At 68.9% G+C, this 23,465-nt stretch carries 20 protein-coding genes; 3 read left to right on the plus strand and 17 right to left on the minus strand.

Going from position 1 to position 23,465, the window contains the following annotated elements; genetic code table 11:
* Positions 1-116: 116 nt before the first annotated feature.
* From D7V77_RS26215 to D7V77_RS26225, 3 genes are read left to right on the plus strand one after another with little or no spacing between them, the layout of a single operon-like run.
* Positions 117-287, plus strand: a complete 171-nt coding sequence (locus tag D7V77_RS26215; RefSeq protein WP_233597240.1) for a hypothetical protein — start codon at positions 117-119, stop codon at positions 285-287.
* A 7-nt stretch (positions 288-294) separates the two neighbouring features.
* Complete coding sequence (locus tag D7V77_RS26220; protein WP_120579037.1) at positions 295-2,220, plus strand: hypothetical protein; 1,926 nt, start codon at positions 295-297, stop codon at positions 2,218-2,220.
* On the plus strand, positions 2,217-4,340 hold the full coding sequence (locus D7V77_RS26225) for a hypothetical protein (RefSeq protein ID WP_120579038.1): 2,124 nt from the start codon (positions 2,217-2,219) through the stop codon (positions 4,338-4,340). The genes D7V77_RS26220 and D7V77_RS26225 overlap by 4 nt, the downstream gene beginning before the upstream one ends.
* Before the next feature lie 6 nt (positions 4,341-4,346).
* Here the strand turns inward: D7V77_RS26225 and D7V77_RS26230 are convergent, their stop codons facing one another.
* The 17 genes from D7V77_RS26230 to D7V77_RS26310 form a co-directional block, all read right to left on the minus strand.
* Complete coding sequence (locus tag D7V77_RS26230) at positions 4,347-4,859, minus strand: hypothetical protein (RefSeq protein WP_120579054.1); 513 nt, start codon at positions 4,857-4,859, stop codon at positions 4,347-4,349.
* The gene (locus tag D7V77_RS26235) at positions 4,856-8,683 is read right to left on the minus strand and encodes a type VI secretion IcmF C-terminal domain-containing protein (RefSeq protein ID WP_120579039.1); all 3,828 of its coding nucleotides are present in this window, start codon (positions 8,681-8,683) and stop codon (positions 4,856-4,858) included. The genes D7V77_RS26230 and D7V77_RS26235 overlap by 4 nt, the downstream gene beginning before the upstream one ends.
* A gap of 1 nt (position 8,684) precedes the next feature.
* On the minus strand, positions 8,685-9,002 hold the full coding sequence (locus D7V77_RS26240) for a hypothetical protein (protein WP_233597241.1): 318 nt from the start codon (positions 9,000-9,002) through the stop codon (positions 8,685-8,687).
* Positions 8,999-9,640, minus strand: coding sequence for a DotU family type IV/VI secretion system protein (locus D7V77_RS26245; RefSeq protein ID WP_120579040.1), 642 nt, complete (start codon positions 9,638-9,640; stop codon positions 8,999-9,001). Before D7V77_RS26245 ends, D7V77_RS26240 begins: the two co-directional genes overlap by 4 nt.
* 12 nt (positions 9,641-9,652) lie before the next feature.
* Positions 9,653-11,299, minus strand: a complete 1,647-nt coding sequence (locus D7V77_RS26250) for a type VI secretion system baseplate subunit TssF (protein WP_120579041.1) — start codon at positions 11,297-11,299, stop codon at positions 9,653-9,655.
* 52 nt (positions 11,300-11,351) lie between these two features.
* Entirely contained in the window at positions 11,352-11,978 is a 627-nt protein-coding gene (locus tag D7V77_RS26255; RefSeq protein ID WP_120579042.1) for a hypothetical protein, read from the minus strand.
* A 13-nt stretch (positions 11,979-11,991) separates the two neighbouring features.
* Complete coding sequence (locus tag D7V77_RS26260) at positions 11,992-13,680, minus strand: hypothetical protein (protein ID WP_120579043.1); 1,689 nt, start codon at positions 13,678-13,680, stop codon at positions 11,992-11,994.
* Positions 13,680-14,069 carry a GPW/gp25 family protein gene (locus D7V77_RS26265; RefSeq protein ID WP_120579044.1) on the minus strand — a complete coding sequence of 130 codons (390 nt, stop codon included), beginning with the start codon at positions 14,067-14,069 and terminating at the stop codon, positions 13,680-13,682. The genes D7V77_RS26260 and D7V77_RS26265 overlap by 1 nt, the downstream gene beginning before the upstream one ends.
* Before the next feature lie 5 nt (positions 14,070-14,074).
* Complete coding sequence (gene tssK, locus D7V77_RS26270) at positions 14,075-15,325, minus strand: type VI secretion system baseplate subunit TssK (protein WP_120579045.1); 1,251 nt, start codon at positions 15,323-15,325, stop codon at positions 14,075-14,077.
* Positions 15,326-15,412: 87 nt separating this feature from the next.
* Positions 15,413-15,997: a hypothetical protein gene (locus tag D7V77_RS26275; RefSeq protein ID WP_120579046.1), complete on the minus strand. Its 585-nt coding sequence runs from the start codon at positions 15,995-15,997 to the stop codon at positions 15,413-15,415.
* A 55-nt stretch (positions 15,998-16,052) separates the two neighbouring features.
* The gene (tssC, locus tag D7V77_RS26280) at positions 16,053-17,540 is read right to left on the minus strand and encodes a type VI secretion system contractile sheath large subunit (RefSeq protein WP_120579047.1); all 1,488 of its coding nucleotides are present in this window, start codon (positions 17,538-17,540) and stop codon (positions 16,053-16,055) included.
* A 41-nt stretch (positions 17,541-17,581) separates the two neighbouring features.
* Positions 17,582-18,229, minus strand: a complete 648-nt coding sequence (gene tssB / locus D7V77_RS26285) for a type VI secretion system contractile sheath small subunit (RefSeq protein ID WP_120579048.1) — start codon at positions 18,227-18,229, stop codon at positions 17,582-17,584.
* Positions 18,230-18,365: 136 nt separating this feature from the next.
* Positions 18,366-19,262: a hypothetical protein gene (locus tag D7V77_RS26290; RefSeq protein ID WP_120579049.1), complete on the minus strand. Its 897-nt coding sequence runs from the start codon at positions 19,260-19,262 to the stop codon at positions 18,366-18,368.
* 5 nt (positions 19,263-19,267) lie between these two features.
* The gene (locus D7V77_RS26295; protein WP_120579050.1) at positions 19,268-20,347 is read right to left on the minus strand and encodes a type VI secretion system protein IglI family protein; all 1,080 of its coding nucleotides are present in this window, start codon (positions 20,345-20,347) and stop codon (positions 19,268-19,270) included.
* Complete coding sequence (locus D7V77_RS26300) at positions 20,340-20,726, minus strand: DUF4280 domain-containing protein (protein WP_120579051.1); 387 nt, start codon at positions 20,724-20,726, stop codon at positions 20,340-20,342. The genes D7V77_RS26295 and D7V77_RS26300 overlap by 8 nt, the downstream gene beginning before the upstream one ends.
* A gap of 14 nt (positions 20,727-20,740) precedes the next feature.
* Positions 20,741-22,456 carry an AMP-binding protein gene (locus D7V77_RS26305; RefSeq protein WP_120579052.1) on the minus strand — a complete coding sequence of 572 codons (1,716 nt, stop codon included), beginning with the start codon at positions 22,454-22,456 and terminating at the stop codon, positions 20,741-20,743.
* A gap of 6 nt (positions 22,457-22,462) precedes the next feature.
* Positions 22,463-23,377, minus strand: coding sequence for a hypothetical protein (locus D7V77_RS26310; RefSeq protein ID WP_147452165.1), 915 nt, complete (start codon positions 23,375-23,377; stop codon positions 22,463-22,465).
* Between the last annotated feature and the right edge of the window lie 88 nt (positions 23,378-23,465).

Consider the following 23,465-nt stretch of genomic DNA (forward strand, 5'->3'; position numbering starts at 1 on the left):
GCTCCGCGATGGCGACGTACGCGTCGCGCAGGTCCCCCAGGAGCCGGATGCGCTCCGGCAGAGGGAGCTTCGCCCACGCGCTCGAGCCCTCACGGACCCGGCGCACCAGGATGTCGATGTTGGTGCGCGACGTGGAGCTGGCGTCGAAGGTGGAGTCGCTCACGCAGCAGGTGGCGGACCTGGAGCGCATGGTGGCGCAGCAGGCGCGCGTGATGCGCGCGATGATGGACGCGCTGGAGGCCCGGGGCGCGTTGACCCGCGAAGAGGTCCAGGCAAAGGCACGGTGAAAACAGCATGACGCTCCTCTTCTCCGAAAAGCTGAAGCTGGAGCTCACCGTCACCGCGGGCGAGCAGGCCTTCGCCATTCCCGGTGGGCAGGTGCGGGACTTCTCGCTGCGGATGACGCCCACGGGCTTCAGCTGCGAGCTGACGTTCTGGACCTCGCTGGAGAAGGCGGACGCGGCGCTGTTCACCGCGTTCAGCAAGCCGGACCTGGTGCGGGTGCGGCTGGCGCTGTCCGGCGTCTTCAACCCGCCGCCCACGCCGCTGGTGGTGCAAGGCATCGTCACGGAGAAGCGCGTCAGCGGCACCGCGCACGGCAACAAGGACAGCGTGGCGGTGGCCTTCCGCCAGTACACGGTCCTCTTCGAGGACCCCGCGCGCGTGCTCTGGAAGCAGCACCGCCCGGTGGAGCTGCACACGGCGAAGAAGCTGTCGGACCTGCTGGACGCGCACAAGCCCGGCGGCCTGCTGCTCACCTACGACTGGGACGCGCTGGAGGCGAAGCAGGCCGTGGTGTGCCTGGGCATCGGGGACGACCACGCGGCCGCGAGCTTCTACGACTTCGTCCTCTGGTTCGTGGACACGCGCGGCGGCGTGCTCACGTACGACAGCCCCAAGGACACGTACACCTTCTCCGCGAAGAAGCTGGCCACGGGCACCGTCACCGGACTCAGTCGCAAGCACGTGTCGCGCGTGGACGTGGAGATGCCGCCCGTCATCCGTCACAGCACGCGGGTGCTCAACGGCTTCGGGGCCGGGGCAACCACGGTGGCGCTGGAGCAGTCCCAGGCGGTGGCGGGCATCCAGCACGACATGCTGGTGCGCACGCCCATCGCGACGGAGGCGGAGCAGCGTCAGTCCGTGGAGAAGGGGCGCCTGCGCGTGCGCAAGCGGCGGCTGCGGCTGACGTTCTCCGACGTGCCGCCCATCGCGCTGCACCCGGGGGCGTTGATCAAGCTGGACGGCGGGCGGTGGAGCCCGGACCTCACGGGCCTGGGGGAAGACCATCGCGTCGCGGAGCTGGCCTTCGACGGAGTGGGGCTCCAGGCCGGTCCGCATGACGGGCAGCAGGAGACGATGCAGGGCTACACGGTCTCCCTGTCCGTGCTGCTGGAGCAGAAGTCGGATCCGGTGCCGGAGCTGCCCGCGTACCGGCCGCCCCGCTACCCCATCTACGTCGAGGGCAAGATGCACAGCCCCGGCGGCGAGGCCACGGACCGCATCTACCTGCAGGTGGATGATCAGAAGACGTCCGTGACGAACTACCGGGTGGCCATTCCCCTGTGGAACAAGACGGTGAGCGTGCCTGCGGAGCCCGGTGAGTTCCCGGGGACGTTCTACTTCCCGCCGTACAAGAACGAGCGGGTGCTGGTGGCGCTGCACTTCGACCACGCGGCGCTGCACCGCTTCCTGGACTGGGGCGAAGGCGTGCGCATGCCCCAGGACAGCCAGGGCGATCAGATCCTCTTCGGCAAGAACGGCGCGAACCAGACGGCGTTCACGCACGACTTCAAGGACAACAAGCCGGTGTGGAACCTGGGGCGGGTGAACTCCAACGACACGGAGATCATCCGCATGTCGGAAGGGCACCTGCTCATCCAGACGAAGGAGAACCCCGGCGGCGCCGCCACCACGCCCACGTACGACGTGACGCCGCAGGTGGAGACGGCGAAGGGCGATCTCACCGCGGGCGTGGACGGCGCGGTGAGCGACGCGACGGCGGCGTACAAGGAGTCCTCGGCGGCGGTGAACTCCAAGTTGAACGCGGCGACGGAGGAGACGGGCGCGGCCCTCTCCGCCGCGGAGGCCCAGGTGAAGGGCAAGGCCGCTGAATCCCGCGCCAAACTCACTGGCGCGCTCAACGGCGTGGATGGCCAGACGGGCGCGCTCTCCGGCGCAGCCGCTGAAGCCAAGGCCGCGCTCGCGGGGCTGAAATGAACGAACTGCGCGCCACCGTGGCGAAGCACAAGGCAACCGTGGAGGGCTTCGGCTCCGGCATCACGCCGCGCCTCGCCACCGCGAAGGGCGAAGTGGAGACCCTGGCTCAGGGCGTCGTGGAGCAGGTCGCCGCACTCCGTCCCTCCATCAGCGCGTCGCTGGGAGCGCTGCTCACGCAGGTGAACGCGACGAAGGTGACGCTGGCGGACCCCTCCCCTCGCTTCGACGCGCTGGCCACGGAGGTGGCGGGCCACCAGCAGACGCTGACCGCCTCCAGCACCACGGCGCGCACGCAGGCGGAGTCACTGGGGAAGGAAGCGACGGCGAAGAGCCAGGGGATGGAGGCGCAGGCGAAGTCGTCCGTGGAGTCGTCGCAGGGACAGCTCACCGCGCTCCAGCAGCAGGTGGCCCAGAAGTGCGACGCGGACAAGAAGTCCTTCGACGCGAAGCTCGCGAAGCGCAAGGGCTCCAAGGAGGAGACGGAGGCCCGCCGCGCGCAGGGCTACGCGCTGATTGATCAAACGCGCTCGCAGCTCACGCAGGACCTCACGGGCGTGGGGTCCACCCTCACGGCGGCGCTGGCGGCGGTGCTGGTGCGGCTGACCACGTCGCGCGACGCGGCGACGGGCCGGAGCACCCAGCTCACCTCCACGCTGGACGGCGCGGTGAAGGCCCCCGTGAGCGCGCTGAAGACGCTGCACCAGGAGATCCTCAACGCGGGCACCACGGCGAAGGAAACCCACAAGCAACAGCAGTCCGTGCTGGAGGGCCAGCGCAAGACGCTGGTGGATCAGCTGATGGCCGCGGCGGCGGCGGCGGCCGCCATCGTGGATCCGCTGGACACCCAGGTGGCCCCGTCGCTGACGGCGGGCAAGACGCAGGCGGACGGAGCGCTGGACACGCTGGGCAAGACGATTGGCGGACAGGTCGCCAGCGTCACGGCGCAGCTCACGGCGGTGGAGAAGCTCATCGAGCAGGTGCAGAAGCAGGTGGAGACCGCCATCAAGACGGTGAGCGGCACCATCGACAGCGTGGTGCAGGGCGCGCTCACGGCGGTGGAGACCGTCAAGGCGCCGCTGAAGGCCACGCTGGAGGCGGCCTTCACCACGCTGGACACGCTGGTCGCGACCATCAGCGCCCTCAAGCAACAGGTGATGGCGCTGTTCGAAGCGCTGCCGCAGATGCTCGAGCAGCTCCAGACCCTCTTCCAGCAGATCGTCGGCTCGCTGGAGTCGCTGCTGGAGCGGGCCATGGGCCTCCTGGACGCCATCCCGGCCGCGGACCTGCCCAAGCCGCTGGTGAACCCCGCGGTGCAGGGCATCAGCCAGGTGGTGGGGCAGATCACCACGCAGCTGGGCACCCTCTCCTCTCAAGTGGGCACGCAGCTCCAGGCGGTGCAGAAGACCATCGTGTCGCAGGTGGAGACGGTGCAGACCCAGGCCCAGACGCAGATTGACGCGGCCACGACGCAGGCCGTGACGCAGATGGGCACGCTCACCCAGTCCATCCTCCAGGGCATCGAGCAGGCCACCGCGCAGGTGGGCCAGATTGTCGCCGCGGCCGTCACGCAGATTGGCACCGTGAAGGACCAGGGCGTGCAGCAGATTGAGACCATGAAGCAGCAGGTCGCCGCCCGGGTGACGCCGCTGGACACGCAGGTGCCCCAGCGCCTGGAGGCCCTGGACGCGCAGGTGGGCTCCGGCATCGACGCGGCGGTGCAGGCCATGCAGGCGGCGAGGGACTCGGCGGAGGGCCAGGTGACGTCCGCCAAGGGCCGGCTGGACTCGCAGCTGGGCGGCACGAAGACGTCCGTGGCGGCCGGGCTGACGTCGCTGGAGCAGGCTCGCAAGAGCGCGGACACGTCGCTCGCCACCCAGGCGGACTCGGCGCTCGCGGCCTTCAAGCAGCGCGCGGAGGGCCTGAAGGCAGGCGCCCAGACGCAGGTGGACTCCATCTCCACCCAGGCCACGGGGCAGAAGCCGCAGCTCCTCTCCCCTCTCGACGCGATTGGCACCCAGCTCCAGGGGGGCGCCTTCGCCAAGCCAGTGACGGCGGCGAACGGCCGGGTGACGTCCGCGCTCAACGCGCTGGGGCCCCAGCTGGACGCGCTCGCGTCCTGAGTCCTTCTACTTGGGCGAAGCCAGGGTCACCGGAGGCTCGGGCGCCTTGGGCGCTTCCGGGGCCTTCGGAGGGCCGACCGGGGCCGGCGCGGAGTCCTGGGCGGACAGGCTCTTCTGCAGGTCCGTGCGGATGCGGCTCTCCTGCAGCTCGATGTCCACCGTCTTGGGCACCGGCACATCCAGCAGCGCCTGCCACGCGCCGTTGGGCGTGGTGAAGAGGAAGCTCACGGCCACCGCCTGCTCCGGCGGCAGGGGAATCTTCACCTGCTTCGTGCGGCTCGGGTAGATGACCACCGTCTGGAGCACGGAGTCGTCCGGGCTGATGACCTTGGCCGCGACGTCCGCGTAGCCCTCCGTCATCGACGTCTTCGACACCGTGCGGATGAGCATGTACAGCGGCCGGCCCTGGTTGGTGCCCGCGGGCGCGTTGACGTTCACCGTCAGGCTGGGCGCCGCGCAGCTGCCCACCACCACCGCTGTCACCAGACCCGCCGCCAGCCTCACGCCCCTGTCCTTCATGGCACCACCCCACGGAATGGCGCCCAAGGCTCGCCGCGCAACCCGAAGCTGATCTCCAGCACCTTCTCGTTCGCCGCCAACCCGCGACCCGGCAGCACCCACACCACGTTCGACTGGTCCGTCAGCGTCGCGGACTCCAGCAGGCGGAAGCAGTTCCAGGACGACTCGGACATCTCCATGGAGCGGTAGCGCTTTCCATCCCGCTGCGGCGAGCGCAGCTCCACGCCGATGGACGACGGCTGCGGGCTCCACCAGCTCAGGGGGAAATCACCCCACGCCGGCCGCTGGTTGAAGCCGAATGACGCCGCCCCGCCGCACTTCAGGAACGACAGCGTCACGAAGCTGTCCGGCGTGGGCGCCGTCGGCAGCGGCAGCGGCCGCACCTGCATGGCGATGGGACGGGCCTTGCCCTCGTCGTCCCACAGGAGCTTCGACAGGCGGCCCAGCTGGCCCAGCGCGGAGAGCATGCGCGGCGGCAGCAGCAGCCGGGACTTCAGCGGATAGCGCACCGACCAGTCCGTCCCCCGCTCCTCCACCACCGGCGCCAGCACTTGCGTGACGAAGCCCCAGAAGGCCCCGTCCTTGCGGCGCAGCACCTCCAGCTCCACCGGATCCACTTCCTGCGACGCGCTGGGGTTGAACGGATAGCGCTTCACCAGCGGGTCCAGCGTGCGGCGGGCCTGGTAGGTCCACTGCTCCGCGATGACGCGCTCCAGCTCCGCGCGGCCCCGGTTGCGCACGACGATGAAGGGCTGGCGGAACGGCTGACGGAACTCGCCCACCAGGCCGTGCTGATCCAGCCACGCGTCCACCCGGCGCAGATACGAGTCCTCCTCCTCCAGCAGCATGCTCAGCGCCACGCGCCCCACCGGCGACAGCATCTCCGCCAGCTGCGACCCCGCCGAGGACGCCGTCGCGCCAGCGGCTCCAGGCGCCGCGGGGTCCTTGGGCGCGGCGGGCTTCGCGGCCGCGGGCTTCGCGCCAGACAGCTCCTGCTGCAGCTGCGACACCAGCGTGGTGTAGGCCGCCAGCTCCACGATCGCGCCGCTCTTGTCCGGCGTCATCAGCTGCACGATCGGCTTGAAGGGCGCCACCGCGTCGCGCATGGGCGCGTAGTACTCGCTCTCCAGCGGGCCCACGCTGGCGCGGGTGGCCACGTCGCGCAGCATCGCCTCCAGCGGTGACGACGGCTGCAGCAGCACGGACAGGTCGCTGGACAGCGAACCTCGCGGCGTGGTGCGGAAACGGTAGCCCCGGTAGGTCGCGTAGAGGTCCTGGCCGTAGCGCTTCGCGAAGGTCTGCACCTTGCCCTGCACGAAGGTGGCGCGCTCCACGGCCTCCTCGCGCGACAGGCTGGACTTGGCGAGCCGCTCCGTGAACTCGTCCACCAGCGGGGCCAGCTGCGCCTCGAAGGCGGCCTTGCCCAGCACCTTGCCCACCACCGGGAGCGTCCCGCTGGTGAACTCCGTGTCGTCGTCCCCCACCCCTTCGGTCGCCACTTCCGACGTCGTCTCGCCCGCGCGCGGGTTGAACGAATCCGCGTTGAACGGCGTGCGGCCCGTCTCCTTCAGCGAGCGCAGCGTCTTGTCCAGGAGCTGCCGCGACACGTCCATGGGGCGGAACACGAAGTCGCGCCGGAGGACCTCCACCTGGTAGCGCGCGTCGCCGTCACTGGGGGCGAAGAGGCCGTCCGCGCGGGTGAGCAGCTCCGCGGGCGTCATGCGGGCGGCGGCGCGCAGGGCGGCGTCCGTTTCGTCCTCCATGCGCAGGATGGCCTCCAGCGTCTGGCGGTTCTGGCGCAGCCAGTCCAGCGAGTCCAACAGGCTGCCCACGCCCTTCAGCTGGCTGGCGTCCGGCTCCGCGTCCGACGCGTTGATGAGGTCCATCACCTTGCGGGCGGAGCTGTACGGCGCGCTCTCCGCCAGCGAGGCGCGCAGGCGCTCACGGTCGTCCGCCAGCGCGCGCCACCGGGCCAGATCCAGCTCCTTCGCGGCCAGCGTGTCCTGCAGCTGCATGAAGTGGTCGCGCCACGGGCCCAGCAGGCCATCCATCGTCAGCCAGGCGAAGGGCCAGCGAGTCCAGGGGACGTTCTCGTCGAAGGGCTTGTCGCTGGCGATGACGTAGTTGGCGATCATCGGCTCCGCCAGGCCCATCGCCTCCAGCCAGTTGTGCTCCTGGTCGGTGCTGGCCAGGCTCAGCCCGAAGGCCTCCGTCGTCCACCCCAGCTGCTTCTTGTGCGTCCCCTGCACGCTGCGCAGCACGAACTGGCCCAGGGCCTCATTGCGCGAGGCGTACAGCACGCCCAGCGTGTAGAGCACCTGCTCCGGACGGCACAGCGTCTCCAGGTGGCAGCTGTCATCCACCGAGGGCGCCGGGATCAGCGGCGTGGCGCGCGTGCCCCGGCTGGCGAACGCGGGCGCGGGCTGGCAGCCGGGAATCAGGCTCGGGCAGCGCCGGCACTGGTCCTGGCACTTCTCCAGCATCGGCTTCAGGTAGGACATCCGGATGCTGCGCGCGAGCCGCGCCCGCAGCTCCTCCCACTCGTCGGTGAAGCTGTGGGCCAGGGGCGGCCAGTAGCGCGTGGCGCCCCAGAGGTCCTCCATCGCCTTCACCGCGTCGGTCGTCTGGGACTCCACCACGGAGCCGGACACGCTCTGGTTGCGATCCTCCAGCCGCTGCACCGTCACCTGGAACGCGTCCAGCTTGTCCTGCGCGCGCAGGAGCAGCCGGTAGAAGTGACCATACGCCAGCAGCACCGGCAGGCATCCCACCGCGAGGATGGCCGCGCACCGGCGCAGGTGCGTCCAGCGGTAGTCCCGGACGAGCAGCTCCGCCGGTTGATCCGCCTGCACCGCCAGCGCCCCGGTGGGCCGGGCATCCGCCCCTCCCGAGGACAGGTACACGCGCTGGAGCTTCAGCGGGTACGCCAGCGAGCCGCCCTCCAACAGCGTGGACACGAAGCGTCCCAGCGCAGCGAACGCCTCGCCGCCGCGCGAGTAGAAGGCCGCCAGCCGCTCGAACGCGTCCGGCGCCAGCGAGGTGAGCCCCAGCGCCAGGTACTTCTCCATGGGCTGGAGCGCTTCCCCCAGCTCCCCTTCCCTGCCGGGCGGCGGCACCGTCAGTTCCAGCGGCACGCCGTTCTGGCGCAGCAGCTGCGCGAAGTCCGCGTAGCCGTCCAGCGTGTCCATGTGCGTGAGGACCAGCCGCGTCTCCACGGGCGACTGGCACACCTCCGACAACAGATTCACCTTGCCGCGCAGCAGCTGGGTGACGCGCTTCACCTCGTCCGGAGACGTCTCCAGCAGCCAGTTGACCTTCAAGACGATGACGGCCCGGCCCACGTGCCGGCGCCCGAAGGTGGCCTTCCACAGCCGGCGCAGCGCACGCCGCGCGTGGCGTGAGTCATCCTCCAGCACGGGAGCGGCCAGCTCCTGCACCACGACCTCCGGCCCCAGGAACATCTTGAGGAGCGGGTCGTCCGTGTAGCTGGGCATGAACTGGCGCTGCTGCCGCTCCCAGTCCACCTCCGCTTCGATGAGGTCCGACTTGCCGCTGCCCGCCGGGCCCAGCACCACCAGCGTGGGGAAGTCCCGCACGGACGCGCGGAAGCGCCACGGCAGCTTCGCCAGGAACTGCTTGCGGATGGCCAGCAGTTGCCCGGACCCGAGCGGCTTCTGCTCGCCCGCGAGCGACGGGCCGCGCTGCTGCCGCTTGCGCCACCAGAGCGTCACGCCCACGCCAATGGCCGCGAGCACCACCACGATGCCCAACACGAGCACCCAGTGGGCCTTCAATGCCGCCAGCATGGACTGGATCGCGCCCACGTCAGCCGCCGCTCCTTCCGCCCGGCTTCACGGCCAACTGGAGCGCTTCGAGGACATCCTCCGCCTCCTCCAGCGTGGACGTCAGCTTCGCGCGCAGCTTCTCCTGCTCCTGCGGCGACGGAAGCATTCCATCCCCCGGTGGATCCAACGCCACCAGGCCCTCACGCACGGAGTCCAGCAGCGGCTGCACGCCCTCCTTCAGCGACCCCAGCTCCGAGCCCACCTGCTGCTCCAGCGCGTCCAGCAGCGCGAGCGTCTTGGGTGGAGCCTTGTGCGCCGGCGCGGGAGGCCGTGCGTCGTGTGTCGGGAAGGGCCTCAATTGGAGACCCACCACAGGAAGATGGGCAGCCCCAGCACGATGGCCGCCGTCACGGCGTAGTAGTGCACCGGGAAGTCATAGACGGTGGGCACCGCCGCGGGCACCACCGGCGCGGACGGCGCCATGGCCGCCGGCTGCGGGATGCGCTGCGAGATGCGGTCCTTGATTTCGCGGATGCGCTCCGGCTGCCCCACGAGGCGGCCCGTGAAGCCCGCGGCCAGGCAGAAGCGGATCATCTCGAAGACGATGGAGGGGGTATCGTTGCGACGCAACTTCTCTTCCACGAAGTCGTAGAAGAGGTCTCCGCCTGCATCAACCTGAAACAGGTTCTGCTGCAGGAGTGGCCAGAGATGTTGCTCCGCGTCCGCCAGCCGCCGCAGCACCCACTCATCGAGGAAGTAGACGAAGGGACGGATCAGATCCTCCACCTCGTCCGGGCGCATGTCCGCGCCGAACGCGGCGCGCAGGCGCTCCAGCTCCACCATCAGCGCCTGCTCCAGGTGGCCCAGCGCCTCCGGCCCCACCCTGCCCTGCGGCCGGCGCGCACCCGGGGCGGGCTCGGCGGGCAGTGCCCGGTCGAGGAGCTGACGCACGCGACGCTGCGTGGCCAGGAGTGCGTTCCAATGCTCCAGTTTCATGCGTGTGTTTGTCTATGTTGGAAGCTGTAGCGGTCCCAATCCCGCCACCGAGGCCTTGAGATCAACAGTCGCCTCGTTGTTCCAAGCATCAAGCAGGTCCCTCAACTGCTCAAGAAAGCAGATGACGACAGGCTCGAAGCTTTGGTCGAAGGGCTCCATCACGGCCTCGTAAGCGTGGCGGATCCCCGAACCCTTGAGAGCGCTGTCGGGCACCACACTGAACTTCAACTCCTTGAGCCAGGGAAGGACGCGGCGGAACGGGCTCTCCGCGGGGGTCCCCAGGTGACCCAGCAGGGCGACCACCTCGTCGCGGCCCAGCGTGGGCTTGGCCTTCCACGCGAGGAATTGGGTCAACGCCTCGACATCATCCCGTAGCACGCTGTCGCGGTGCGGCTGCAGGCTGCCCACCGTCTGCCATTTCAAGCCTTCGATGTGACGGCCCGGCACGGACACCTCCACCCTGCCCGCCGCCTGCGCGGAGAACTGCGGCTGGTGCCACAGCGCCTCCAGGACGATCTTTCGCGGCGCCGTGAAGGCCTCCGGCATGCGCACGATGAGGCTCTGCCGGGACGCGAGCTTCTCGTCGAAGGTCTCGTCCACCTCGTAGCTGGGGCCCTTGCCGGGCAGGAACGCGGGCCTGAGCGGGGCCAGGCCCACCTTGGTCATCTCGAAGACGCCCGTCACCGAGTGCAGGGAGAACTCGCGCCCCGCGCTCATGCTGATGATGGGGTGCTCCGCGCGCGTGCCGTCCGCCACCACCACCTGCGCGGGCTCCGCCTTGAGGTTCACCACCGGCACGGTGAAGAGCTGGAAGAAGTCCGGGTGCAGCGAGCGGCCGACGTTCCAGTCCTTGTCCAGGTCCAGGCAGATGCAGAAGCGCATCCAGGAGCTGCCACGAGGCGGCGGCACCTTCACGTGCACGAAGAGCTGCTGCTCCGGGAACTGGAAGAACGCGCGCAGGCGCTGGAACGGATGCGCGTAGAGGCCGCTGTCGTCCGGCGCGGGCGGATCCCGGTTGAAGGACACCTCGCAGGGGCTGCCCACGGAGTGCTCATCCGCCTCCTCGTCGTAGACGACGCTCACCTGCTTCACGTGCTTGCGCAGCGCATGAAACACCGCCAGCGACGAGCGGTAGTCGTCCAGGTGCCGCACGTGCAGGCTGAGCACGTCGATGGCGTCCTTGCGCGCGAAGCGGGACTCGAAGCGGAGGATCAGCCGGTGGCCGCTGCGCACCTGGGGCACCACGTCCGTGCCCTTGAGGAAGATGGGCAGCACGCGCAGGTCGCGCTGGAGCCGGAAGGAGCCCGCCACCCCTTCCGCGGGCGTCAGGCGCAGCTCCGTGCCCCGGGTGAGGAGCACCGGCTCCACCATCTTCTCCGTGGGCACGGCCTGCGCCATGGCGGTGGCGGGCACGGGCTCCAGGAGGAAGTCGAAGAAGCCCGCGAACAGCCGGCGCCAGGTGGAGCGCAGGTTGTGCAGCGTGGCGTGCCGCGTCTGGACGGAGAAGAACGCCATCGCCTCGATGAGGCGGCGCACGTCCGGGTCCTCGCGATCCAACGGAGCCGCCGGGTGCCGCTCCTGGAAGCGCTGACGGAAGCGCTCCAGCCCGTCCAGCTCCGACAGGAAATCCAGGTAGATCTTCTCGGAGAAGTCCTTCACCGCCCGCTCTCCCGCCGTACGTCTGTCGTTGCCATGTGTGAGTCAGTCGTCTTCAGCCCAGCTTCACCAGGGTGCCGCCCACGCTGGTGATGGAGCCCTTCAGGTTCGCCATGCCGGAACTCTCCAAATCGAGCTTGCCGGTGCCGGACACCTTGGTCATCGCGCCGGACATCTCCGCCTGCGACTTGCCGGCGAGCTTCAGCGTCACGCCGTCCACCTTGGCCTCGCCGCCGGACGTGACCATCTCCGCGCCCATGTTGCCCTTCATGGCCAGCTTGGACGTGGCCTCGATGTTCACGTTCGCGCTGGAGGACAGCTTCGCGTCGCTGGTGGCCGTCTGCGTGAGCTTCGCGCTCGTCTTGAGCGTCATGTCCTTGGTGCTCTCCACCGTGAACGTGTCCTGGCTGGTCCACTTGGACACGCCCTTGGACTTCATCGTGATGGTGTCGGTGTCGAACGTCAGGTCCTTCACCGTCACCACGATGCTGTCCTGCTTCTGCACGATGGTGCTCGTCTCCTGCTGGCCCTTCACCGTGATGGTGATGCTGGTGCCGTCCATCACGATGGTCTGGGTGATCTGATCATCCCCGTTTTCGACCTGGACGGTGATGCCCCCCTTCTTGTCCAGTTCGATCTTGCAGACCAGCGTTCCTGCCGCTCCCGGTCCTGAAGCTCCCATCGTCCCTCCCGCCTCAGGCGGACTCTTCCTTTACCAGGATGAGCAGGTTGCCTTCCTTGAGCTCGACCTTCTCCGTGTCGCTCTCGTTCGTGCGCTGCAGGCGCCACAGCGGCTTGTTGTCCTCGTAGAAGTGCCGCATGGACGTGCCGCTCGTCGTGGTCTTGCCGACGAGCAGGTGCACGCCCTGTCCGTCCGAGGGCAGGCGCGCGCCCGCTCGCCAGTCCAGGTTGCGCTTGAGCCACGCGCGCAGGAAGTCCAGCGCCACCAGCACCCGGGCGCCCTTGTAGGCCGGGAAGTAGAAGTGCCCCGGCTGGAGGTTCGCGTTGAAGGGCACCTGGATGATCTGGTTGGCGAAGAGCGGCAGCTTCACCTTGTAGCTGTCCAGCGACGTGGCCTCGTCCGTGTACGCCTGCCAGGTCTCGTCCTTCTTCTCGCCCACCTCGCTGACGATGAGCCCCTCCACGAAGCGCGGGAACACCGGCGCGGTGAAGGGCGGCAGGTCCGTGTGCAGTTCGGCCTTCTTCTCCAGCCGCGTGGTGAAGGAGATGAGATAGCGGCTCTCCGGCTTGGGCCGGCGCGTGGGCTCCTCTCCTCCGGGCCCGGACGCCTCCCCGCCCGCCGGGATCTCCCCCTCCTCCACGGGCAGCGGATCCGCGCGCAGGTGCATCCGGCGCACCCGGAAGTCCTGCGTGACGGGCACGCCCGCCGCCGTCCACCCCGCGGTGTCCGGCAGCTTCACCAGCGCGCCCGGGGCGAAGGCCACCGCCGGGAAGCGATTCCAGGTGAGCTCCACCTCCAGGCCGCGCACCTTGAGGCGCGCCGTCTCCAGCGTGGCGCGGGCCTGCACGTCGTCCGCGATGTCCGTGCGCAGGAGCACGTCCTGACGGACGCCGGTGACGGCCTGGGCGTTGGTGATGGCCTGGTTCTTGGGGCTCTCCGCGGCCGCGTTGAGGATGGCCACATCGTGGCGCGCGACCTCCGGGAACACCACCGACACGCGGTCCACGTCCGCCGCGCGCAGCGTGAGGGGCGTGGGGCTGGCGTCCTTCGCCGCGCGCAGCTGATAGCCCTGCGCCGTGTAGTCGTACGCCAGCACGCCGTTGCGCGTGTGCACGAACCAGACGACGAAGTCGTAGAAGCTGGCGCCGGACTCCGGGGACAGGCCCAGGAAGATGAGCGGCAGCGTCTTGGCCAGCTGCGCGTCCCAGTCGTTGGCCAGGGTGATCTTGTCGCCCTTGTGCGCGTCCAGCACGTCCTGGAGCGTCTTCTGCGTGTAGAGCACGCACGGGTAATGCTGCTTCCACAGGAGCCGCGCGGGGTCCACGAAGCGCACGGTGTAGTGCCGGTAGGTGATGCCCGCGCCCTTGGCCTGGGCGACGCCCTCCTCCGTGAGGGACTTGTCCTGCACCAGCCCCTTCACCTTCAGCGACGTGAAGGTGGGCTTCGTCGCCGTATCGGAGTGCACGGCCTTCAGCTCCAGCGCCACCTCCACCAGGTCCGGCTTGAGGAAGTCCGCCAGCAGCTTGTCCTGCTTCTGTCCGCCGTGCCCCGTCTCGTCGAGCACGCGGAACTCCACCCTCCCCTCGTGCCCCCAGCCGTGCAGGTCCAACTCGAAGGCGAGCACGTCCGCCGAGGGGATGGCGTGCGCCGTCCCGCCGATGGTGAGCGTCAGGCCCAGGTCCAGGCGGTCGGCGAAGGCCATCAGGTGTCCTCCGCCTGCACGCGCACCCGGCCGGTGGTGGAGTGGAACAACAGCGACAGGTGACACGGCTGCCCGTTGAAGGTGCCCTTGCAGTCGAAGTACAGCCACAGCGAGCTGTCGCGTCCGCGCAGCTTCACTTCCGGCCCCACCAGCCGGGGCTCGTGCTGGGTGACTTCCTGCTGGATCTCCGCGGTGAGCGCCTCCACCAGCTCGCGCGTGCCCAGCTTCTCCGTGTACCCGCCCAGCCCGAAGTCATGCATGAAGAAGCCGTAGCCCTTCTTCGTGTTGAGCACGGCTTCGATGTTGCGCATCACGTGCTCCAGGCTGTCGCGCGAGTTGGTGCGCTCCCTGCGAGTCGCGAACTTGTCCAGGAACGGTGCGCGCGCCATGGCGTCTAGCTCCTCCGCCAGAACAGCGACGTCTGGGCGCCCCGGAGCGCGGGCGTCACGTAGAAGGCCAGGCCGTCCTCGCGCAGCGCGTGCTGCCACTCCTCGCCGTTGCTCAGCAGGTACCAGTCAATCTCCGGCCCCAGCGCGTGCGGGAAGGACGGATACGGCACGTGCTTGAAGGGCACGCCCTTCAGGGCCTGCCTGCGCACCAGCGGCAGCCTCGTGGGGCTGGCCAGCTTCACGCCGTCCAGCGGCGTGCGCTCGCCGGGCTGGGTGCGCTGCACCAGGAGGTAGGCCTCGCTGGCGGAGCGGATCTCCGGCGGCAGCGGCGTCATCTGGTACTGCCCTTCCTTCGCCTGGAAGGCCTTGTGCGTGGAGCGCGTGGCCTCGGGCTGGAAGCTGCGCTGGAGCAGGCGGATCCACCCGCCCAGGGCCTCGTTCAGCCCCTCGTGCTGGTACACCGGCATCTGCTCGTCCGGGAGCATCTCCAGGTAGCAGCACGCCTCGAAGTACAGCCGGCGAAGCGCGTCGAACAGGTGGTACGGGTGCACGTACACCTGCCGGAACATGTCCCGGCGCAGCGCGATCAGCCGCTGCACTTCAAAGAGCGCCCGGCGCGCGTTGGTGAGCCGGTCCGTGCGCAGGTACGTGTCCGAGATGTTGGTGAGCAGCTGCTGGCGCACCTGATCCAGCAGATCATCCAGCGTGGAGAGCAGCTTCTCCAGGAAGGGGTTGGGCCCCACGAGCAGGAGCGCGGGCACCCAGTCCGCGGACGTGTGCCACGCGCCGTCCTCGTCCTGGGATACGGCGGCCAGCCCCAGGGACGCGACGGTCCCGTCCAGCACCGGCTCCGTGGACAGTTGCAGCTTGTGCAGCACGCGCTGGATGACCGGCGGATCATCCGCGTACAGGCGGATGCCCTCCGCGCTGACGGTCTCCTTCAGCACGTGCAGGTAGACGATGAACTCCGTCTTGCCGACGGCTTCCAGCGACAGCGGCGCGATGACGGAGTTGCCCGGGACGTCCATCAGGTCCCCGGCCTTGGTGACGACGGTGAGCGCGGAGATGGACAGGCTGCCGCTCTGGAGGAGCGACTCGTTCCAGGCCATGTTCGCGATGCCGTACGACGGCAGGCCGGACAGGGTGGCATGGAGGCGGATCTCCGCGTCCAGCGCGTCCTCCTGCGCGACGAAATGCTCCGGAAGAAGCGTCTGGCCTACGTGCCAGCGGACCCGTGCGAGCTTGTACCGCTGCATACGCCGTTCTTTCCTTCCACCCGCCTGAACCCAGGCCGGGAGCGAGACCTGCTCCCAGCCCGGTTTAGACTCAGACCGCGGCCAACGCTACTTGGCGGCCGCTTCGGTGATGCCCCACTTCTTCGCGATCTTCTTGGCGGACGAGGTCGCCAGGTTCAGCGACTGCTCGGCTGCCTGCGGCTTGATGCCAATCTGGAACGTGAAGTTCTTGGGCGACTGGACCTCGCGCGACTCGTTGTCCGCGACGGACATGTTCAGGTCGTCGCCGTTCTTCTCGAGCAGGCCCTTCATCTCCGCGTCCAGGAAGTTGGACTTGAAGTACTTCTTCCCGATGGGGTCGTACTCGTAGATGACGTACTTGAAGTTGACTTCAATGTTGCTGAAGTTGCCCAGCAGCATCTCCGCCACCTTCTGCTTGTTCGCCACCGACACCTGGCCGGAGAAGTACATGGCGTCCGTCACGCCCGTCTCCCACAGGTAGTGGTTGAGCACCGCGACGACCTTGTCGGCGATGGCCGCGTCCGGGTTCTCAGGATCCTTGATGGTCTCCTGATCCGGAGCCAGGGCCTGGCCGCCAATGGTGATGGCGGTGATGTAGCCCACGGGGGACTGCTTGTCCTTCTTGAAGTTGAAGCCCTGATACACGTCCAGGTTCCGCGAAAACTGGGGCATCTGTCACTCCAGGGTAAGCGGGGCAGGCACTCACCTGCCCCAGGTGGGATGCGGCTTAACCGAGCCGCGACTCGAGCATCAGCTCCACGTTGAGGCCTTCGAACTGGATGTGCGGGAGCACGGCCAGCTTGCAGTCGTACCAGCCGATCTCACCGGGACGCGGGAACACCGCCACGCTGCTCGCCTTGAACGGGAAGCGGCGCACGGTGAGGTCGTCCGGGTTGGCCACGGTCGTGACGTAGTTGGACAGCCACGAGTCCAGCTGGCGCTGGATGTAGGGCGCGTCCGCCGTGTTGCCGATGTTGTCGCGCATGATGCACTTCACGTAGTGCGCCAGACGCGTGATGGAGAACGTGTAGGCCAGGTTCGTGACGAGCTGCGAGTTCTCCGAGTCCTTGGGGTCCTTGAACGTCTTGGAGACCTTGGCGGACTGGGTGCTGAAGAACGTCGCGTCGCTGGAACCCTTGCGGTACACGAGCGGGATGAAGCCGGAGCGCGCGAACTCGTACTCGCGGTAGTCCGGGATGGCGATCTCCACCGGGGCCTTGATCTCCTCCTGGCCGCGCAGGGAGAAGGTGTCCACGGGCAGGCCGGAGATGAGGCCACCGCCCTTGGGGCCGCGGATGGACTGGCACCAGCCGCTGATCTCGAACGCCTTCACCATGTTGCGCGCGAGCAGGATGGCGGAGTTGCCCCACAGGTACTTGTCGGAGTCGCCGCGCGCCGTCTCGGTGAAGTTGAGGACGTCGCAGGGGTTCTTGTCCGGGTGCCAGGGCAGGCGCAGCACGTAGCGCGGGAAGGTCAGGCCCACGTACGCGGCCTCCTCCGTGTCGCGGAACGCGTTCCAGCGGCCGAACCGCGGGTGGGCGAGCACGCCCTCCAGGTTCTTGATGGCCTCCATCTCCTCGATGGTCTCGCAGCCGAAGAACTTGTGGTTCACGGCGGAGATGAACGGCGCGTGCGCGGCGTTGGAGACCTTGGCCATGCGCTGCAGCCAGGTGAGGTCCGCGGGCGACGAGGAGAAGTCGTACAGGCCGACGATGGCGCCGAAGGGACGGCCACCGTACTGGTCGTACTCCTGGATGTAGACCTTGTCGAACAGCGCTCCGGCGAAGATGTTGCTGGAGTTGTTCTCGAAGTCCTCCGCCAGCTCATCCTTGGCGACGTCCAGGATGTCGATGGCGATGTTGGCCTTGAAGTTGGTGTGGTCGACCAGGTCCTCCAGGCCGCGCCACGTGGACTCCAGCTTCTGGAAGGTGTCGTTGTGGAGGATCTCGTTCATCTGCACGTCGATCATGCGATCGATGCGGCTGATGACGTCCAGCACCTGGCCCTTGTCGAAGCGGGCGGTGTTGTCCGGGCCCTCCACGGGGGCCACGTTCTGCAGCAGCGCGGCGACGCTGGAGAGGAACCGGCTCTCCAGGGTGACCTGCTGCTCGTCGCCGGCGGGCGCGAAGTTGGTGGTGATCATCGGCGCCGATTCCTGGGGCGGATCGAGCCGGACGCTGGTGAACAGGCGCTTCAGGTAGGTGGTCTCAGCCATGGCGGAGTCCTTTTAGAAGTCGAAGGGGTTGGGAAGGCGGATCAGGAAGCGGCCGGAGGCTTGGCGCCCGCGGCGACGGTGGCGGCGACCGCGGCCGTGGCGGCGGCGGCACCGGCGGCGGGCTTGCCAGCGGCGGCGGCGGCACCGGCGGCGGCGGGCGCGTCCGTCTTCGCCGTCTCTCCGGCGGGCAGGCGCATGGTCTCGTAGCCCTTCAGCTCGTTGAGCAGCTCCTTGAGCGCATCCGGCTTGGAGAACAGCTCGTAGAGCTCGCGGCGCAGGTCCTTGCGGTTGTCGATGTTCGACTGCATCTCCACGAGGAGCGTCTTCAGGAGCAGCAGCGCCTTGAGCTTCGGCACGTGCTTGACGATCTCATCCGGGTGGAAGGACTTCATCCGGTCGATGGGGAGCGTGACGTTCAGCTCCTCCTCCACGTCCGGGTTGATGCGGTTGGCGACCTGGAAGTTGGCGGACATCTTCATGTCCTTCATCAACTCGTCCAGGTTGCGGCCGTCCACGGAGCGCAGCTTGCGCGTCTCCAGGTCCGTCTTGCGGTCCTCGGAGGTCCCCAGCGAGTAGTCGCCCATGACCAGGAGGCGCAACGGCAGGTTCACCGTCTCCTGCTCGCCGTTGATGGTGGTCCGGTACGTGAGGGTGATGCGGGATTTGGGAAGCTGGTCCTGAATGGCCACGGTGACTCCCTGACAATCGCAGAGCGCTTTATTCCCCCCGTCCTACTGGAGCCGCCCCGGGAGTACGCCCTGCCGAGTGAACATTTACAGCCTAGGCGCGATCAGGAATTCCCGTCAACCAGCCGACATGACAGGTCTACCGAGGTTCCGATGATCGCAGTTGAGCGGTGTCCCCCGTGAACAGGAGGACCTCCTGGGTTTGCTCCGGACCGCCTACCAGCGGTTCGTAGCCCAGATGACTTCCGTCGATGAGCCGGGCGTAGCTGCTCTGATCACGCAGGCACAGGATGACGGCGAGCACGAGCGGGGTCTCCGCGAGGCTCGGAAGGATGCGGGCGTTGAGGCGCCTGCGTGCCTCCACGGCCCAGGGGGTGCCGGTGCCGGAGTGCGGCTCGTTGAGGAACAGCCGCACCTCCACCCCGCCCGTGGGGACGGTGGCGAAGCCGCCCACCGCGCTGCCGTCTCCGAGCGCCGCGGCGCCCAGGCGGATGCCCTTGGCTTCGATGCGCTGGCGGCGAGTCTCTCGGCGCACCACCACCTCCGCCTCCGGGAAGACCTTGGCGAAAAGCCAGTGCAGGCTGCTGGGGCACGCGAGGCGAAGCAGGCGCAGCCGGTGCGCGGTGGAGTGCTCCCAGCCGGGCAGCAGGGATTCGTCGCGATCAGGAAACTGGCCCGCGAACCGGGTCCGCAGCAACAGGTGGTCAAAGTAACCCAGGAAGTCAGCCATCGTGTCCTGCTCCAGGCGATCCATGGCCTGGAAGAGAAAGGATGGCAGGGGCGTCTGGAGGCTGAGCAGGCCCAGGTTGACGGTGATCACCACGCGCTTGCGCGGGTGGCGGGTGAATTCAATGGCATGCACCAGATGGGGCTGGTGCACGGTGCTGCGGTGGCTGCGGAACTCCACCTCCGCCTCGCCGTAGCCTTCCTTGGCGAGCAGATCCAGGAGGGCCGGCACGTCGAAGCTGCGGATGCGCTCGCTGATGCGCTCCTCGACGGTGAGCTTGCGGTTCGGCTGTTCGCGCTCCAGGGCCATGGGGGCTATTCGTCGTATTCCGAGCCGCCGCCGCGCGGCTGGCGCGCTTGCGCGACGAGGAACGCGTCCAGGTCCACGCGGTAGAGCTGATCCATGGCGCGGAAGGACAGCGTCTCCGTGTTGTGCAGCATGGGCTCAATGGCTTCCGCGTGCTGCGCCAGTCCATTGAAGAAGCCGGAGAAGAGCTGCGGCAGGAACACGCGCGGGTCGAAGCGCTCCACGGTGGCGAGCACGTCCACGGCGATGACGCTCGCCTTGGAGTAGTCCTCTTTCTCCACCAGCGCCTCAAAGGCAGACAGCTTGCGGACCAGCAGCGCGAGCGCGGGAGACATGGGCACGCTGGGGCCGGAGTCCTGTTCCTCCTGGCGTGCGGCCTTCTTGCGGCGCACGGGGCGGACCTCCTCTTCCTCCTCCCCTTCGTCGTCCTCTTCCTCGTCGTCGTCCGGAGCGGCGGCGAGCTCGGGCTCCGGGGCCTCGGACTGGGGCTCCTCCGGCGGGGGTAGGAAGGGCACGCCCTGGGCGTGGGAGCGCAGCGCGCCCAGCAGCGAGCGCATGGCGTCCATGCACGCGGGCTTCTGCAGGATGGCGAGCGCGGCGATGAGTGGATCCCCGAGGGTCAGGGCTTCCTCGATGGGCTCGCGATTGCCGGGCGCGGTCCAGGCCTGCCACTGGGCGTCCTTGAGGCGCGAGTGGTGTTCCAGGTGCTTGCCCATCATCTTCAGCAGCCAGCGCAGGCCGGTGTCCGCGAAGACGAGCTTCTTCTCCATCGGGCCGAAGAAGTCCCAGTTCTCCGTCAGCGTGCGCTTGAGGGAACGGAACAGGACGGGCAGCGCCTTCATGCCCTCCGCGAAGAAGTGGCCGAAGAGGTACGGCCCCACCACGCGCACGTCGCGCACTCCCTGGCGCAGGAGCCCCTCGGCGGCACGGGCGGCGTTCGCGTACTCGCTCTTGGCGACGAAGCCGGTGATGGCCTCCAGGCGCGGATCCGGGCCCTCGGACTCGTCGAGCGGCACGGGGGCGGTGGTGAACTCCACGTCGAGCAGCGTGAAGTCGACGGCCTCCAACACCTGCGCGGGGCTACCCATCGATGGCCACCATCTGTCCGGGGGAGACGACCTGGATGACGCCGCCGTAGCTGCACATGCACTTGGAGTTGCTCTCCAGCGCCGGCATGTTGCCGATGAGCACCTTGGGGCACCCGGGCACCCAGGGGGCCGCGGTGGCGGGGATGCAGGGCATGGGGGTGAGGACGCCGAGGGCCGCCGCGGTCGCCGCCGCCACCATGGGGTTGGCCAGGGACTGGCACATGCCGAAGGGCAGGATGTTCATGAACGGCTTGTTGTCCATGATGTTCGCCGCGGGCGTGGTGGCCATGATCCGGTTCACGGGCAGCACCATCAGCGACGAGGGCGCCATCCCGAAGCTGCATTGGAGCATCGCTCCCATCACGACCTGAGCACCCATGTGCCGTTCCTTTTTCAGCGCGCTGGCGACGGATCATCTTCGCCCGAAGCCGCGGAGCTTTCCAGCACTCGTCCCCGCAGGGCGGTGAGGGCCTGGAACATCGGGTCCTTCGCCTTCTTGTGTAGCGCGCCGGTGAAGAACTGCGAGGCGCACCATGCGTCGTCGACCGCGCCCTTCACCCGGTGGGGAAAGAGCGGGAAGAACTCGATCCGGTCGGGCAGGAAATCCCCGCCCAGCAACATTTCGATGCGTCGGTTTATCTCCTGCTCGCCGGACGAGGGAGCAGGCGTGGCCCCCGTGAAGGCCAGGAGGAGGAAGCGGGAGTGGCTGGCCAGGCCGCCGGTGGACACCGGCACCACGCTGGTGCCCGCGAGGAACGGCAGGCCCTCCAGCGCGGCGGTGACCTCCTTCGCGGAGTAGGTGCGGCCGTCGTGCCGGAAGCCCAGCGTGCCCGCGTAGTGGTAGCGCTGGCGGATCCGCGCGAGCAGGACGTGGCCCGGCGGGTATTCCTTGTCCGGCAGGAGCGTGAAGACACCCACGTCCGTGGGAGCGCCCTGCCCGCTCTGGTTCGGATCCTTCAGCGTCCACGCGCGGCCCGGGACGGGGAAGACGTCCGTGTGCACGTCGGTGGTCGCCTCGCTCACGCCGCGCGACGAGGCCAGCACCGCGCCGCCAGCGGACGCGTCGATGAGGATGTTGGAGGACGGCACGGCCTGGAGGCCGCACTGCTTCACCCACGCGCGCCACGCCTGGGCGTCGAAGGGCTCCTCCGGGCTGCGGAACCAGTGCTGCACGTTGCGCAGGGAGGCGCGGTGGCGCACGAGCAGATCGCGCAGCTTCGGCGTGACGCCCAGGGCGCGCAGCGGGTGCTCCAGGAGCGGGGCCGGGTTGAGCGCCAAGTCCGCCATCTCCAGGTGCAGGTAGGTGGCGCCGCGCAGGAGCGTGGCGAAGAGGAGCGCGGGCAGGTGCTGGAGCACCGGGAAGTCCGGCGCCGCGAGGAGGTCCCCCGGCGACAGGCCGAAGGTGAGCATCCCGTCGCCGATGGCGCCCTTCCACGCGTTCTCCGCGGTGAGGGGCACGGGCGTGTGCGGCGGATCCACCAGCGGCGAGAAGAGCAGCCCCACCACGTCCGAGGGCTTGTACGTGTGCGACGTGAAGCCCGGCGCTCCCCTCCCCTGGCTCTTGAGCAGCAGCTGCTCGTGGCCCTTGAGGAGCGGGAGCTGGTGGGGCTCCGCGGCGATGAAGTCCGGAGTCAGGGACTCCAGCCGCGTGGCCATGGCGCGCGGGCCCATGGGCGGCAGGAGCGTGAAGCAGCCCCCCAGCTTCAGCGTGGCCAGGAGCGACACGAGCAGCTCCTGCCCCACGCCGTGCACCAGGCACACCTTGGCGCCCGGCTCCACGCCCTGATCCGCCCACTCGCTGGCGCGGCGCGAGGCCAGGTCATGCAGCGTGCGGTAGGCCAGGGCCTGCCAGCCCTGGATGCGCTGGTGCGTGCGGAACGCGGGGCGCTCCAGCGCGACGTGGCGCACGATGAGATCATGGAAGAAGTCGTACTGCTGGCCCGGGCGGCTCTTGGGCGGCGGGACGCCTCGGCCTGCGTGCGCCTCCGCGAGCGCCACGGCGAACCCTTCCGGATCCTCCCAGCTCTCCTGCCACCACTTCGGAGCGCCTGAATCCGGGGCGAAGCCGGCTTCCAGCTGCCGGAGGATGTCCTTCACGTCGAAAGGCATGGGTCTCTAGCGGGAGGGAAAGTCGAAGCCGACCTTCACCATGAAACGGACCTTGGAGCGCACGTTGGTTTCCGGGGCGTAGTCGATCGGGGTCGCCCCGCGCTTTCCTGGCGTCTGCTGCTTCGCGCGTTCGATGGACGTGGGCTCGACGGCGCGCACCAGCGGGTGGCGGGCCAGGAGCGGCGGCACGTGCATGTCCACGTCCCGGCCGAAGAGCCACGCGCCACAGCGCCAGAGGATGTCGTGGCGCCGGGTGAGCAGCGTCCAGAGGCGGTCTCGCGTCTCCGTGGCCTCGAAGAGCAGCGGCGAGCTGTCGTCCTCGCGGGCCTCTCCCGGGGCCGCGAGCAGGGCGCGCAGCTGCTGCGCCACGCGCTCCACTTCGTTCACGTCCTCGGGGGTGACAGGGGAACGGCCGGCGAGCTTCTCCTCGTGCCTGCGGAACAGCGCCACGAGTCCCAGGCAGTCCCCCACCACGTCGCGGTGGCCCTCTCCGTGGGCGGCCGTCACGTCCGCGGCGGCGAGGAAGGAGGACTCCGCGAGCGCCTCCGCGGTCTTGAGCAGCTTGCGGCGCAGCTGCTGGGCGCGGTCGAAGAGGGTTCCGAAGGAGCTGGCCCGCATGTCGCGCTGGACGCGCAGCGCGGCCCAGGCCAGGCCCTGCGCGAGCAGCGGCAGTTCGCGCAGCTCCTCCACGTTCACGCCCGGGAGCGCGGCGACCTCCGCCTCACGGGCGAGGACGCTCTCCACCCCGCGCTTCGTGTTGTGGAACGCGAGCGCGATGTTGGAGCGGCACTCCTCCACGGCGCCTTCGAGGGCGCGCGCAGGGGCCAGGAACACGTCATAGCCGGGCTCGGAGCCAATGGCTTCCAGCTCGGCGATGTCGTCGGGCCCCAATCCCGCTGTCGCGTGCTGGCCTCCAGCCATGCCGGGCAGGATAGCGGGCGCTTCCGGGCGTCACAACCTGGCGCACTGTCTGGCTGCGTCAGGTGACTCGCGGGGTGGGATTGGGGGC

This window comes from Corallococcus sp. CA041A, from assembly GCF_003612075.1.
Lineage (GTDB): Bacteria > Myxococcota > Myxococcia > Myxococcales > Myxococcaceae > Corallococcus > Corallococcus exiguus.